Raw genomic sequence first — 14328 nt, forward strand, 5'->3', positions numbered from 1 at the left:
CGATCCGCCATTTGCGGCGGGGTTGCGTCCTATCGCGAAAGACCCCCGGGCTCCGGGCTCGGCCAGTCTGTAGGAGGAATGTCGCCACATGCCGCGTCGGTCGAAAGCAACGGGAGGCCGGTTCCGTGCCTCGATGCGATCACTGATCGGGAGCCTGCTGCGCGATACGGCAGGCAACACGCTGGGCATTGTCCTCGCCACGATCATTCTCCTTGTCAGCCTCGCAGGCAGCGGCACCGATATGGCGCGCGCCTACATGACCAAGACCAGCCTGCAGAATGCCTGCGATGCGGGCGTGCTGGCAGGCCGCAAGGCCATGGCGACCACAGGCACTTACGGGACCACGGAGACGGCGAAGGCGAACAAGATGTTCAACTTCAACTTCAACCCGTCCGCCACGAATTCCCAGAGCGTAACCTTCACCACGGACTCGTCCGGCACCGGCGCGGTGAGCGGGACTGCATCGACAGTCATGCCCACGGTGATCATGGGCATCTTCGGCTTCAAGTCGATCACGCTGACCGTAGCGTGCAGCGCCGAACTGCAGATGGCGAGCGCTGACGTGATGTTCGTGCTCGATACCACCGGTTCGATGGCTTGCAATCCGGACGGGTCCAACTGCAACAGCAGCAGCACGTCCAAGATCATTGGCTTGCGTCAGGCGATCCGCGATTTCTACAAGACCGTTGCCGCTGCGGTGGTCGACAAGACCAATACGCGCATCCGCTTCGGGTTCGTGCCCTATACGGCAACGGTGAACATGGGCGGCATCGTTGCCGCCGGGCAGATGCCGACGAGCTATTTCGCCGACACCCAGCCGTTCCAGACGGCGCTCGCGAACTTCAAAACCAAGGTGTTTGTCCCCACGGCAGGCTCGCCTGTGGCAACGACCGAGACATATGGTTCATCCATCACCAAGTCGGATTGCGATAACTACGGCGTAAACGCCTATCCCAGCGCGGGCGGCAACCCCGTGGACACCGGCGGTCCGGCCCCTGCAGACACTGTCCGGACGACCTATTCGTACAAGTCGTGGACCAAGAACAGCGGCAAGAATGCCACGACAGGTACCTGCGTGCGCAACAAGTCGGTGACGACGACGACCTATGCCACGCGCTATCAGTTCACCAACTGGACCTTCCAGGCCGCAACCATTGACATGACCGCCTTCAAGGGCATGGCCAATGTGCCCGTGGTCACGAACATTTCGGCGACCGCGACAGTGCCCACTGAAGGCACCTACGACATGCCCTCGCTGGCAGCCCTCAACGGCACAACCGGCGTGACCGGGCTTACCACCACCAACGCCAAGTGGGACGGCTGCATCGAAGAGCGCAAGACGGTTCAGAACCTCGCGATGAATCCGGTGCCGAGCGGGGCGACCGACCTCGACATCGATTCCGTGCCGACGGATGATGATACCCGCTGGAAGATCTACGAAAACGATCTGCTGTGGTATCGTGGCTCCACCAACGTGGCTTCCGTTACCTCTGCCACTATTCCCAGTGGCTACGGCCGCGAAAATTCGCAGTGCCCGCCGCGTGCGATGCTCTTCACCGATGTCGACACCTCGGCTCCGACCGTCGTGCCGACCTGGCTCGAAACCTATGTCAACACGCTGGTGGCGTCGGGTAGCACCTATCATGATATCGGCATGATCTGGGGCGCGCGTTTGGCCAGCCCGACCGGACTCTTCCAGTCCAATGTCAACGCCGATCCCGTCAAGTTCCCCTCGGTCAGCCGCCATATCATCTTCATGACCGACGGTGAAATGGCGCCGACGATCGACAGTTACAGCGCTTATGGCGAGGAAATCTACGACAACCGCGTGGCGCCTTCAGGAACCTCGAGCACCACGCTGAAGAACTATCACAACAACCGCTTCCTGGCGGCCTGCACCAAGGCCAAGAACCTTGGCTATACCGTCTGGCTGATCGGCTTCGGCACCTCGCTCACCACGCAGATGACCAGCTGCGCGACGGCTGGCCGTGCCTATTACGCCAGCGATACGGTCGCGCTCAACAACACCTTCAAGTTCATCGCCGGCCAGGTGGCCGACCTGCGGATCAACAAGTGATGGCTTGGCGCGCCATGCACCACCGCTTCCGCCGGCTGCGCGAGCGCGCGTTGCTGCGGGACCAGCGCGGTGTCAGCGCGGTCGAATTCGGCCTGACAGCGCCGATCCTGTTTCTGGTCGTGTTCGGCACCTTGCAGGTCGCGCAGGGCTACTATGTCCGCACGGTGCTTACAGGTTCGATCAATGCGGCGGCGCGCAAATCGTCGCTGCAGAGCGGTCAGACCAACTCGACGACGCTCGACACGCTGGTTTCGAACAGCATCAAATTTGTCATGCCCACGGCGAGCGTCACGTTCACGCGGAAAAACTACGCCGAGTTTTCCGCGGTCGGCACGCCGGAGGATTTTACCGATACCAACAAGAACGGCACGTACGATTCTACCGAATGCTTTGTCGACATGAACGGCAATGGTGTGTGGGATGCCGATATGGGCAAGACCGGCCTTGGCGGCGCAAACGATGTGGTCGTCTACACGGTGACCGTTTCCTACAAGCAGTGGTTCGGGTTCGCGAAGATGTTCGGCCTGCCCGAATACCAGACCATTCCGCAGACAACGATCCTCAAGAACCAGCCCTTCGCGACCCAGTCCACCCGCACGGGGACATCGATATGTCCGTGATCACGCCGAATGCACCTGAAGACCGCGGCCTGGCTCCGCGCATGCGCCGCTTCATCGGGCGCCTCGCCCGCAGCACCAGTGCGGTGAGCGCGGTCGAACTCGGCCTCGCCATGCCGTTCCTCATGGGCCTGTCGCTATCGGGGGTCGAGGTGGTCAACCTCGCGCTGATCCACGTGCGCTTGAACCAGCTGGCGATTACCGTGGCGGACAACGCCAGCCGCGCCAAGCAGACACAGGTCAATGGCGCGCCGCAGTTCCGCGAATACGACATGAATCAGGTGTTTCGTGCCGCAGCGCTTCAGGCCGAAGACCTGCAGATCCCGACGCGCGGCCGGGTTATCGTCTCCAGCCTTCAGGTCAACAGTTCAGGCGGCCAGTGGATTGCCTGGCAGCGCTGCTGGGGCAAGAATACATGGGCCTCGCGCTATGGAACGCAGGGTACCGGCGCCACGGGCACTTCGTTCGCAGGCATGGGCTACACGACCACGAAGATGACCGCCGATTCCGGCACCGCGATCATGTTCGTCGAAATCGCCTATGATTACAAACCGTTCTTCCTCGGCAGCGTGCTTCCCTCGAAGCTGATCCGCAAGGAAGCCGCGCTCTATGTGCGTGATGACCGCGATCTGACGAAGATCTACAATCCGTCGCCCACCCAGACCGTTGCCAGCTGCTAGGTTACGGCAGGCGCGGCCGCTGGTGAGGGCACGAACCGGCTGATCACCCAGGCCACGAAACCGAACCACACGGCGCCCAGCGCAATCGCCACGATGACCTGGCGGAAGTTCTCGCCAGCCTGAATCACAGGCGCGTTGAGCACGGTGATAAACAGCATCGTGCTCTGGTTGCAGAAGAGCGCAGCGCGGCCTGCCACGACCAGAAACACCGCGACGATCATCAGCAGCAGCGCCAGTATGATCAGCTGCGGGCTGCCCATCGCGGCGCCTGTCTGCAGCAGGAAGCTTAGGCTCGCCCCGGTAAGCGCGCCAATCAGCGCGCCGGGCAGTGCCTTCAATGACAGTTCGTGGAGCGCCGACCAGGCCCACAGCAGCAGGAACCCCGCATAGAGCGGCGTGACATGCAGCCACGCGCCCAGCGCAACGAAACCGGCGATCACGACGATCACGCCCAGCGTGATGATCGCGGCTTGGCCCAAAGGCATCTGATGCGGCGGTGCCGCCCCGGCTGGTGTCGACATGATCTGGCTCTCCCACGGTGCCCGGTGCGGCTCTCCCGCCCGGATCTGCCGCGAAGGCTCGCCCGCGCGCCGGTCCTTGTCAACAGTGCCGCCTTTGCGCTGCTGCGTGCCGGTGCTAGGCCAAGTGTCATGACCGCTCTGCTCGATCCGTTTCACGCCATCACGATTTCCGCCATCGCCCAGCGCCTCTGGGCCGAGGGCCGCTCGATCATTCGCATGGAATATGGCCAGCCCTCAACCGGCGCGCCGGCCGCCGCGCTCGATCGTGCGCGCGCCGTGCTGGACGAGGAAGACAAGGGCTACTGGGAAAGCACCGAGCTACTGGCCCGGCTCGCGCGGCACGTGGAGGAGACCACCGGGGTTGCGGTCTCGCCATCACAGATCGTGCTCACCTGCGGCGCATCGCCCGCGCTGGTCATCGCGCTTTCGCTCCGCTTCGGCCCCGGCGCGCGCGTCGCCATCGCGCGGCCGGGCTATGTCGCTTATCGCAACACGCTGCGCGCGCTGCATATCGAACCGGTCGAGCTGCGGTGCGGGCCCGAAGTCGGCTATCAGATCACCGCCGCCGCGCTCGAAGCGCTCGATCCCGCGCCCGATGGCGTGATCATCGCCAGCCCTGCCAACCCGACCGGCACCGTGATCGCGCCCGAGGAAATGGCGGCGATTGCCGAGGTCTGCCGTGCGCGCGGGATCCGCATTGTCTCTGACGAGATCTATCAGGGCATCAGCTATGGCGCGCCGGCCAGCTCGATGCTGCCGTTCGACCGCGAGGCGATCGTGGTGAACAGCTTCTCCAAGTATTTCAGCATGCCGGGCTGGCGGCTGGGCTGGCTGGTCGTGCCGCCGGATCTGGTCGATCAGGCGCGCGCGCGGATGGGCAACCTGTTCCTCACCCCGCCCTCGCTCAGCCAGCACGCGGGCCTTGCGGCGCTCGATTGCGGCGCGGAACTCGATGGCCATGTGCGCACTTATGCGCGCAATCGCGATCTGCTGCTGGCCGCGCTGCCGGCAATGGGCCTCGCGCGGATCGCTCCGCCGGACGGTGCGTTCTACGTCTATGCCGATGTCGGGCATCTGACGCAGGATTCGATGGCCTTCTGCATCCGCCTGCTGGAGGAAACCGGCGTTGCGACCGCGCCGGGGATCGACTTCGATCCGGTCGATGGACATCGCTTCGTGCGGTTCAGCTTTGCGGTTTCAACCCCGCTGGTGGAAGAAGCCATCGCGCGGATGGTGCCCTGGTTCCAGGCGCAGAGCGCGCTCGTGCGGGCCTGATCCCGCAACAAAAAAGGGGGCAGCCCAGCGACTGCCCCCTCCCTTTTTCCGGATCAACCGATCACAGCGCGATGGCGAGCGACGCGCGGGCCGAATAGCCGGTGCCGCCGCCTTCCAGCTTTTCGTAGCCGCCGCTGATCTTCCACGTGTAGTCGAGCCCGCCCTGGATCAGGCTGACTTCGCCGGTCCAGGCCGAAGGCATCTGCTGGCCGGTGAGCGTGAAGGTATCGCCGCCGCTGGTCGCGCCGCGATTGAAGGTGGCAATGGTGTTGCCCACCTCGCCCGAGATACGGCTGCGGCGACCGCCTTCGACCTCGACAGTGAAGGGACGGTTTTCGTAGTCGCCCGGCGCCGTGCTCCAGCTGGCGACCAGCGTGGTCGTGCCGTTCACCACCTGGCTGGTGCGGCCCGCCACCGTCAGCGCCAGCGGAGCGCTGCCGGTTTCGGTGTAGCCGTTTTCCTTGAGGCGGAAGTATTCGATCGTCGCGCGCGGCTTGATCTTGAAGTGATCGCCGATCGGAACGGCATAGGAAATGCCGCCCGCGCCGGAAATCATCGTGCCCTTCCACTTGCCGCCCGCACCATAGCTGAAGGCCTGGCTATCGACCGTTCCGGCAAAGGTGCGCGTCGAAGTGAAGGACGGACGGCCATAGCCGATGCGCGCATAGGCATAGAGCGGCCCCGAGGCGAGGCGCCAGAACGCCGCCAGCTCGATGTCGCTGACCTTGACCTTCTGCGTGGCATCGGTGGTCGAATTGCCCGAGAAGTAGGTGAACGAGCCGCCGACGTGGCCGAAGCCCAGCGACTTCTCGAAGCCGAGCGAGAGACCGCCGCCGCTGTTGCTGTAACCCTGCGTGGTGCCGGCCGTCTTCTTGCCCTTGAAGTAGATCGGTTCGACCCAGGCACCAGCATTGCTGATGGTGAACCAGCTCGAATCGTCATCGATCCGGCGCGCCGCGAGGCGCGTGCCGCGCGTGAGCAGATCGAGCGAACCGCCCGCATAATCAGGCAGCATCTGGTTGAACTGGGTCTGCAATGTGGCCGTATCGGCTGCCTGCAGCAGGCTCGATTGCAGCAGCGTGTCCTTCGCGGCGTTGGCGAGGATCGCGTTGTAGGCCTGCGACTGCGGGACATTGAGCCCGATCTCGCTGGCAGACTTGCGCGCGATCGTCAGCGTCACGTCGTTGCCTGCCGCCGCCACGGTGCCCTTGAACAGCACCGGCAGGTTGAGTGCCGAGCTGGCGACGTTGGCGCCGCCCGTCAGAGTACCGGCGCTGAGCACGGTGTAGGTGCCTTCCGCCTTGGCGAGCGAGGTGACCCGGGCCGAGATCTTCGCGCCGCTGGCAAAGTTCGCCGTGTTCGCCACGAGCTTTGAGGCCGTACCCGTCGCGCCGTCGACATAGACGCCCAGCGTGCCGGTCGCGCCGACATCGAGCGACTTGATCGTGGTCGTGGTCGCCGAATTGGCGCCGAACGTGCCGCCGTTTACGGCGACGGCCAGCTGGGAACCGCCGGTCACCGTGCCGCGATAGATTGCCTTGTCGGCAAGGGTCAGCGTGCCGACCTGATCGTTCAGGATCAGCGTGCCGGTAAAGCGCGAGTTACCGGCCATCGCCAGCGAGCCCGTGCCGGTGCCGAAATCGATGTTGCCGGTGTACTTGGCATCGTCCGCCAGCTTCACCGTGTCGTTGCCAGCGCCCAGGAAGCTGTTGCCGGTGACCGTGCCCGAACCGATGTCGAGCGTATCGTTGCCGCTACCGGTGTAGATGTTGCCCTTGATCGAAGTGTAGACCTTGGCGGTATCGGGATCGTAGCCGGTGGCCGCCTTGTCTGCGGTCTGCGAGGTCGCATCGGTGCTGTTGAGGTACTGCTTGATCGTCACGCCCGAGGTGTTGGCCGAGACGTCGATCGCGGCCAGCTGGTCCTCGCTCGAACCGGTGACCGAGATGGTCTTGTTGTTGTTGATCGTGGTGAGCGTGCCCGAAAGGTCCTTGATCGCCGCGGAAGAGCCGATGCCCGGCTGGCTGATCACGGCGCTGATCGTGCCGTTGTTGTAGAGCGTGCCGACTGTCGATCCCGAGTTGATCAGGATGCCGACCGCGCCTGCGTCAACCGTGGTCGCGGTCACGCTGCCGTTGACGGCAATGCCCTTGGTCAGCGTGACGTTGCCGCCCTTGCCGCCGATCACGACCGCCGAGGCGTTGGTCGAGCTGAACGTGGACGTCGCCGCCACGCTGCCGTCGATGCCGAGCGAATAGGTACCATTGGTGGTGGTGCCGCCGCCGATGGTGATATCGCGGGTGCCGCCGATCTGGAGCGCCGGGGCGTTGCCCACGGACTGGATCGAGCCGGTGGTCTCCGCCGTGGTGCCGCTGCCCGAGGCGGTCGTCACGATCACGCCGCCAGCCACATTGCCGTTGATTTCGACCGCAGCCTTGCCGGTGGAAAGTGCGCTGCGCGGCAGGGTCTGCGTTGCCCCGCTATCTGCCGTATAGCTTGCCGACTGCGAGAGCGAGCCGTTGATCTTGACGAGGCCGCCGACATCGCCGTCCACCACCAGCGCCTGCGTGCCGCTGCCGACCACGCCGATCGTGCCGCCCGCCGCAACGTTGCCGGAAACCGCGCCGGTGCGGATGCCGACCGAATTGTCGCCCTTGATCTTGATCGTGCCGGTGTTGGTGACCGAGCCGGTCAGGGCCGAATCCACCGCGATACCGGCCGAGTTGAGGCCATCGATGGTGATCGTGCCGGTGTTCGAGATCGTGCCGGTGGCCGTGCCGCCGGGGGCGACGCGGATGCCGTAGCGACCAGTCGCCTGCGCGATCGGCCCCTCGGGGATGCCGTTGCTATCGGTATCGGGCGGGGTGAAGGTTTCCAGCACCTGGATCGTGCCGGCGTTCGAGACGTTCGAAGTGGTGCCACTCTGGACCACGACGCCCGCAGCGCCGTTGCCCGCACCCATGTCGAGCGTGCCGCCGGACTGGACCGTTACGTCCTTCGATGCATCGACCGTCACGGCCGTGCCGGAGTCGAGCTTGATCGTGCCGCCGCTGGCGACGGTCACCGCGCCGGCGGTCGAGGTTACCAGCGGGGTGGTCGTCGCAGTGCTGACGGTGGTGTCGGCAAATGCGGGGCTCACGCCTGCCATGAGGGCAGCCGGTGCGGCCGTGGCGAGGAGGTTTGCCACATTCTTGGCCGCGTGCTTAACGGTGCGGGCGATCGGGGTTGAGCTGTCCATCGGTATCTCGTCATCCGGCATGGGGTGCATCGCCAAAACGGCAGACTGCGCCCGTGTGGTACTCCGTCCGGTGTGCCGCGTGATCGCGGGCCGGCATTGATCAGTGCAAAATCGCCGCGCACACTCCCTTTCCGGCAGGTTGCCTCGTGCGATTTGCGCGCGTCTTAACGCGATTCTTCGTCATGCCTTAGCGGAAAATTTCAGCAACAATTCGTAGCGGTAAAGCCCGCGTTCAGGTCAGGCCTGTGGTGAGCGGGGAGGAGGGCTTCGGCGCGCGCGGGAAAGCACTTGCGACGCGATGCCGGGGTGTCCATTGTGCGCGGCCAAGTCTTCGTTTTTGTTGCAACATGGAAATGGCCCAGTGGCAGGACGCATTCTGCTCGTCGAGGATGATCCCCAGATCGCGGACTACATCATGTCCGGGCTTGCCGAGGAAGGTTTTACCCTCGATCGCGCCGATAATGGCCGCGACGGGCTGTTTCTGGCGACGGACAGCCAGTTCGATCTCGTCGTGCTCGACCGCATGCTGCCGGGGATGGACGGGCTGGCGCTGCTCAAGGCCATGCGCGCGGCCGAATTGGCGACGCCGGTGATCATGCTTTCCGCGCTGGCGAGCACCGATGACCGGATTGCCGGCCTGACCGCTGGGGCAGATGACTATCTCGGCAAGCCGTTTTCGTTCGGCGAACTGCTCGCCCGCATCCAGGCGCTGCTGCGCCGCGCGGCGGGCGGGGTCAGGCAAGCGCAGGAGACCATGCTCCGCTGCGCCGATCTCGAGCTTGATCGGCTGACCCGGCAAGTGCGCCGCGGCACCCGCAAGATCGCGCTGCAGCCGCGCGAGTTCCGCTTGCTCGAATACATGCTGATGCACGCGGGCGAAGTCGTGACCCGCACGATGCTGCTCGAGGCGGTGTGGGACTACCACTTCGATCCCGGCACGAACGTGATCGATGTCCACATCAGCCGCCTGCGCCGCAAGATCGATGATGGCGAGGAGCAGATGCTGTTCCACACCGTGCGCGGGGCGGGTTACCGGCTCGCCGCCGATTGAGCGGGGCGATGGCGCTGCGTCCATTCCGCCGGACCGCCCGCCGCGGCCTTTCGCCAACGATGTTGCGGCTGGTGACCGCAATTTTCGTGCTGCAGATCCTCTCCAGCGCGCTGGTGATCCTGTTCCTGCGCGGGCAGATGCTTGATGTGGTGCGGCTCGATCGCGAACGCCAGGTCACCGACGTGCGCGACGACCTCCTTGCAGCCTATTACGACGGCGGACGGGAGGAGCTGGCGGAGTTCATTACCGCCCGCCGTGGCAGCGCTGCCGATCCCGCCGTGTTCATTGCGCTGATCGGCAAGGGCCCGCCGGTCCTCAGCAATCTCGTGCGGGTGCCCGAAATGCAGGCAGCGGCGCGGCCGCAGTCTGTTGTCGTGCGGCGCGGGCCGGATCAACCGCCGAGCGAGGGGCTGGCGCTCGTCGGCCTGCTGCCCGATGGCGAGCGGCTGATCGTCGGGGTGGTCAGCCTGACCGAGCGGCGCATCGATGTCGCCTTTGCTTCCACTGCCGAACTGACCATCGCGGTTGCCGTCCTCATGGCGCTGCTCAGCGCGGTGGTCGCGGGGTTTGTCATCAGCCGCCGCACCCATCTGATCGCCGAAACTGCGGCCGAGCTCGCTTCCGGCAATTTCGGCGCGCGCGTGCCCATCGAAGGAACAGGGGACGGCTTCGATCACCTTCGCCAGCAGATGAACCTCATGGCCGAGCGGATCGGCCAACTTGTCGGGCAGCTCAGTGCCGTGTCCGGCGCGCTGGCGCATGATTTGCGCTCGCCCGTCACGCGGCTTTCGGCGGCCATCGATCTTGCTTTGGCGCGGGTGGAGGAGCCGCGCGCGCTGGAGGCGCTGCAGGCCGCGCGCGCCGATGCGGATGCCTTGCGTGCCATGCTGGAGACGGCGCTGGAGATCAGCCTGATCGAAGGCGGCGCGGTCGAAGACCGGCGGCGCCCGCTCGACCTTGCCGCAGTGGCGGAGGATCTGGTCGAGCTCTACGACCCTCTGGCCGAACAATCGGGCGTGTCGCTCGAAGCGCGGCTTGACCCCGTAACCGCACCAGCGGACCGCGAACTCGTCTCGCGCGCACTGGCCAACCTCATCGACAATGCGCTCAAGTATGGCGGCAAGGCGATTGTCGTCACCACCCGCGCCGTGCTGGATGCGGACGGCACCAGCTGGGCAGAGATTGCCGTGGAAGACAACGGCCCCGGCATTTCCCCGGCCGACCGGGCCCGCGTGGTCGAGCGGTTTGTCCGGCTCGACAACGCGCGGACGCGGCCAGGTGGGGGGCTGGGCCTTGCCATGGTCGCCGCAGTGGCGCGGCTCCATGGCGGCATTTTCGCGCTCGGCGATCCGGCGTCCAGCGGTGCTTCAGGCGGGAAGGGCCTTGTCGCCACCTTGCGGCTTCCCGCCTGAGGTTGGCCCGCCTGAGGCCTGCCCACCTGATGATGGCCCGGCTGATACCCGGCCGGTCCGCTCCAGCTTGCCCCAGCCGATCCCCAGCCCCTGCAGCGCGGCACCCACCGCGCGGATCACCACGCCGTACATCAGCTGGCGATAGACGAAGCGCTGGCTGAGCAGCAGGATCGGCGGGAAGCGCCGCTCGCGCACGTCGAGCCGGAAGGCGACCCAGCCGCACAGGAGGTCGATCACGGTGAACACGGCCCAGTAAAGCGCCATGCGCAGCACGTCGGTCTGCGTCTGCGCCCAGCCATGCTGCATGACCCTAACAGCCGTGCCAAAGATCGAGACACCCAGCGCGAGATCGATCAGCGGCGAGATCAGCGCGAAGAGGATCTGGAACAGCCACGCCTGCGGCATGCCGACGAAGGCGAGGCCGGCGGGCTGGCGCTGCCACAGCACCGAGCGATGCTTCCACAGGCACTGCAGTGTGCCGAAGGCCCAGCGGAAGCGCTGCTTCGAAAGGCTCCCGAGCGTTTCGGGGGCTTCGGTCCAGGCGACCGCATCTTCGTCGTAGCACACCTTCCAGCCCTTGCGCTGGATCGCGATGGTGAGATCCTGATCCTCGGCCAGCGTGTCTTCGGGATAGCCGCCGACATCGCTGAGCGCACTGCGCCGCCACGCGCCAACTGCCCCCGGCACGACCATGATCGCCCCGAAGCGGGTCAGCGCGCGGCGTTCGATGTTTTGCGCGGTGGTGTATTCGACCGCCTGCCAGCGGGTGACGAGATTGACCCGGTTGCCCACCTTGGCATTGCCCGCCACCGCGCCGACGCGCTCGTTTTCGAACCAGCGCACCAGCCGTGCGATGGTCTGCGGCTCGAACTGCGTATCGGCGTCGAGCGCGACGACGATCTCACCCTTGGCCACGGCCAGCGCGCGGTTGAGTGCGGACGCCTTGCCGCCGTTGACCATGGTCATCAGGCGCACGCGGGGATTGCTGCCGAAGGCTGCCTCGACGATCGGGCTGGTGCGATCCTTCGAGCCATCATCGGCCACGATCACTTCCATGTGCGGATAGTCGCTCGCCAGGATGCGCCGCACCGAAGCTTCGATCACCCGTTCTTCGTTGAAGGCCGGGATGATCACGCTCACCAGCGGCTGGTAGCCATTGTCGAGCGCGGGTACCTTGCGCCGGTCCGGCACGAGCGCGAGCCCGGTGAGCCCCAGCGCGCGGATCACGCCGAGCGCGATCGCGAAGAAGAAGCTCCAGTTGAGCGCGGCCAGCAGCACCGCGAGCACGGAGAAGATCGCCACGTCGACGCGCACTGCGGCAAGATCCCAGCCCTTCACCTGCGGCATCACGTCATCGCGCTTGAGGCCTGCCAGCGTGGAGGCGGGCACTAGCCGGTAGCCGTCTGCCTCGAGCCGTTCGATGATGCGCGGCAATGCCAGCACGGTCTGCTCGCGGTCGCCGCCGCCGTCGTGCAGCAGGATGACATTGGCGCTGCGGTCCGGCGTCGCATGTTCGACCGCGTCGACCGTGCGGTTCACGATGTCGTCGGCACTGCGCTTCATCCAGTCGCCCGGATCGGCATGGAGCCCGACGACGGTGTAGCCTTCCTGCTGCGCGATCAGCGCCGGCCAGAGTTCGTCCGACGTGGTGGGTTCGGCGTCGCCGAAATAGGGCGCACGGAACAGACGGGTGGAGCGGCCGGTATAGGCCTCGATCAGGCGCTGGGTGGCATTGAGCTCCAGCCTCACGCCGGTCGCCGAATCTTCCGCCATGTTGGGATGGGTGTAGCTGTGGTTGCCGATCTCGTCCCCATCGGCGACCATGCGCTGGAGCAGGCTGCGCCCGGCCACGCCGTTTTCGCCGATAATGAAGAAGGTCGCCGGCACGTGGTAGCGTTCGAGCACCGAAAGCACCTCGGGCGTGTATTTCGGATCCGGGCCATCGTCGAAGGTGAGCGCGACCAGCTTAGGACGATCGCCCGTGCGGCGCACGACATAGGGCGTCGGCAGGTTGCCGTACTGCTCGTCATCGATCAGGCTGGGCCGGCCCGGCTGGGCGGCGGTATAGTGGATCTGGCGGGTGCCTTCCTCCGGCGTCGCGTCGATGCGCAGGATTTCGCCGTTGCCTTCGACATCGACGTTGTTCGCCTCCTTGATCCGGCCGAGGTCCGGAGCAAGGCCGTGCGGATTGCGCCACGCCTTGAGCACATCCCAGAAGCCCGGATCCTCCGACCCCAATCGCCACAGCGCGACCGAGCCGACGCCGAGGCGCGAGAGCATCTGCATCTGATTCCAGCTTGAGGCGGCATCGAGCATCCACACCTGGTGGCGCTCGGATGGCGTCGCCGCATTGCTGTCCTCGTCATCGAGGTAGCCGAAGCCGGTGTTCCCGCTGGCCTTGTCCCATGTCGGCGTGGTCCCGCTGTCATGTGCGGAAAGCCAGGCCTCTTCCACCGTCTGCACATCGGCATGACCGCGATACCAGTCGTAACCATAGTTGCCGAGCGCGACGATGACCTTGTTGGCGGCCAGGCCCTTGAGCTGGTCTGCCAGATGGCCGGCAAACCAGCCGTTCGAGGCAATCGGTCCCGGCTCGCCGCCCTGCCAATGTTCGTCATAGGCCATCAGCACGACCTTGTCGGCCACCTCGGCGAGGCGCTTGGCCGACCAGTCGGCGTCGTCGATCGGCATCGTCACCGCCACAACGCGGTGCTTGGGGGCGAGCCGCGCATGAAGATCGGCAACGAAGCCGCGCAGCGCGGCGATGCCGGGCTTCGGCAGGTTTTCGAAGTCGATCATCACGCCGCCATCGCCGGACTTGTCGAGCGCGGCATCGATCTGGCTGACGAGCGCTGCGCGGCGGGCGGGGCTTTCCATCATGGCGGTCGCGCCTGCGCCGTCCCACTTCGCGTTGGCGGCGTTCTGCAGCACGGGGACTACCAGCGGGCGGCGCAGCGCCGAGGTCAGCACGCGGCGCATCGGCGCATCGTCGGTAACGACCAGATTGCCGTTCTGTCCCAGCGAGAACAGCGTCGGCGCGACCCAATCGAGCTGGCCGATATGGCGCCGCAAGGTCTGCGCGCTGCCATCGGTCCATGATGTGTAGAAACCCACGCTGAGCGACTGGCCGCCGCCATGCGCGGCCGGTGTGGTGCGGCGGCCGAACAACTGGCCCAGCTGCTGCGAGATCCGATGCGAGATGCGGCTGACCTGCGTCTTGAGCGGGAACGGCGCCTGCCGCTCGAAGCCAAGCCTGAGCGGCGCGGCAGGGGGCGGAACCGCGACCACGGTCGTCGCGAAGATCATTGCAGCCAAGAGCAGCACGACAAGCCCGATGAACGCACCGCGGCGGGTCAGGCGGCGGCGGCGGCCGGTGGGATCGAAGAAGATCGGACGAGACACGTGACAATTCCCCATTGCAGTCGCCGGAGACGACAAGGCGCGCGCTGGAGTCATG

General features: G+C 65.6%; 9 protein-coding genes. 6 read left to right on the top strand and 3 right to left on the bottom strand.

The window, feature by feature from the left end; genetic code table 11:
• The first annotated feature begins 88 nt into the window (after positions 1-88).
• From ACO06X_RS13540 to ACO06X_RS13550, 3 genes are read left to right on the top strand one after another with little or no spacing between them, the layout of a single operon-like run.
• A complete protein-coding gene (locus ACO06X_RS13540; RefSeq protein WP_421836772.1) occupies positions 89-2077 on the top strand; it encodes a TadE/TadG family type IV pilus assembly protein in 1989 nt (662 codons plus the stop codon).
• Entirely contained in the window at positions 2077-2697 is a 621-nt protein-coding gene (locus tag ACO06X_RS13545; protein ID WP_421836773.1) for a TadE/TadG family type IV pilus assembly protein, read from the top strand. Before ACO06X_RS13540 ends, ACO06X_RS13545 begins: the two co-directional genes overlap by 1 nt.
• Positions 2688-3374, top strand: coding sequence for a TadE/TadG family type IV pilus assembly protein (locus ACO06X_RS13550; protein ID WP_421836774.1), 687 nt, complete (start codon positions 2688-2690; stop codon positions 3372-3374). Before ACO06X_RS13545 ends, ACO06X_RS13550 begins: the two co-directional genes overlap by 10 nt.
• On the opposite strand, the gene ACO06X_RS13555 is transcribed toward ACO06X_RS13550, so the two are convergent.
• Positions 3371-3895 (bottom strand): hypothetical protein, encoded by a 525-nt coding sequence (locus ACO06X_RS13555; protein WP_421836775.1) that lies wholly within the window; start codon positions 3893-3895, stop codon positions 3371-3373. The genes ACO06X_RS13550 and ACO06X_RS13555 overlap by 4 nt on opposite strands.
• Before the next feature lie 129 nt (positions 3896-4024).
• On the opposite strand from ACO06X_RS13555, the gene ACO06X_RS13560 reads away from it, so the two are divergent.
• Complete coding sequence (locus ACO06X_RS13560) at positions 4025-5170, top strand: aminotransferase class I/II-fold pyridoxal phosphate-dependent enzyme (protein WP_421836776.1); 1146 nt, start codon at positions 4025-4027, stop codon at positions 5168-5170.
• A gap of 61 nt (positions 5171-5231) precedes the next feature.
• On the opposite strand, the gene ACO06X_RS13565 is transcribed toward ACO06X_RS13560, so the two are convergent.
• Complete coding sequence (locus ACO06X_RS13565; protein WP_421836777.1) at positions 5232-8408, bottom strand: autotransporter domain-containing protein; 3177 nt, start codon at positions 8406-8408, stop codon at positions 5232-5234.
• A 361-nt stretch (positions 8409-8769) separates the two neighbouring features.
• Between ACO06X_RS13565 and ACO06X_RS13570 the strand changes: the two genes are divergently transcribed.
• Positions 8770-9459, top strand: coding sequence for a winged helix-turn-helix domain-containing protein (locus tag ACO06X_RS13570; protein ID WP_421836778.1), 690 nt, complete (start codon positions 8770-8772; stop codon positions 9457-9459).
• A gap of 8 nt (positions 9460-9467) precedes the next feature.
• Complete coding sequence (locus tag ACO06X_RS13575) at positions 9468-10871, top strand: ATP-binding protein (protein ID WP_421836779.1); 1404 nt, start codon at positions 9468-9470, stop codon at positions 10869-10871.
• Here the strand turns inward: ACO06X_RS13575 and ACO06X_RS13580 are convergent.
• Positions 10827-14273, bottom strand: a complete 3447-nt coding sequence (locus ACO06X_RS13580) for a glycosyltransferase (RefSeq protein ID WP_421836780.1) — start codon at positions 14271-14273, stop codon at positions 10827-10829. The genes ACO06X_RS13575 and ACO06X_RS13580 overlap by 45 nt on opposite strands.
• Between the last annotated feature and the right edge of the window lie 55 nt (positions 14274-14328).

The sequence above is a fragment of the Novosphingobium sp. genome (assembly GCF_965229225.1).
Lineage (GTDB): Bacteria > Pseudomonadota > Alphaproteobacteria > Sphingomonadales > Sphingomonadaceae > Novosphingobium.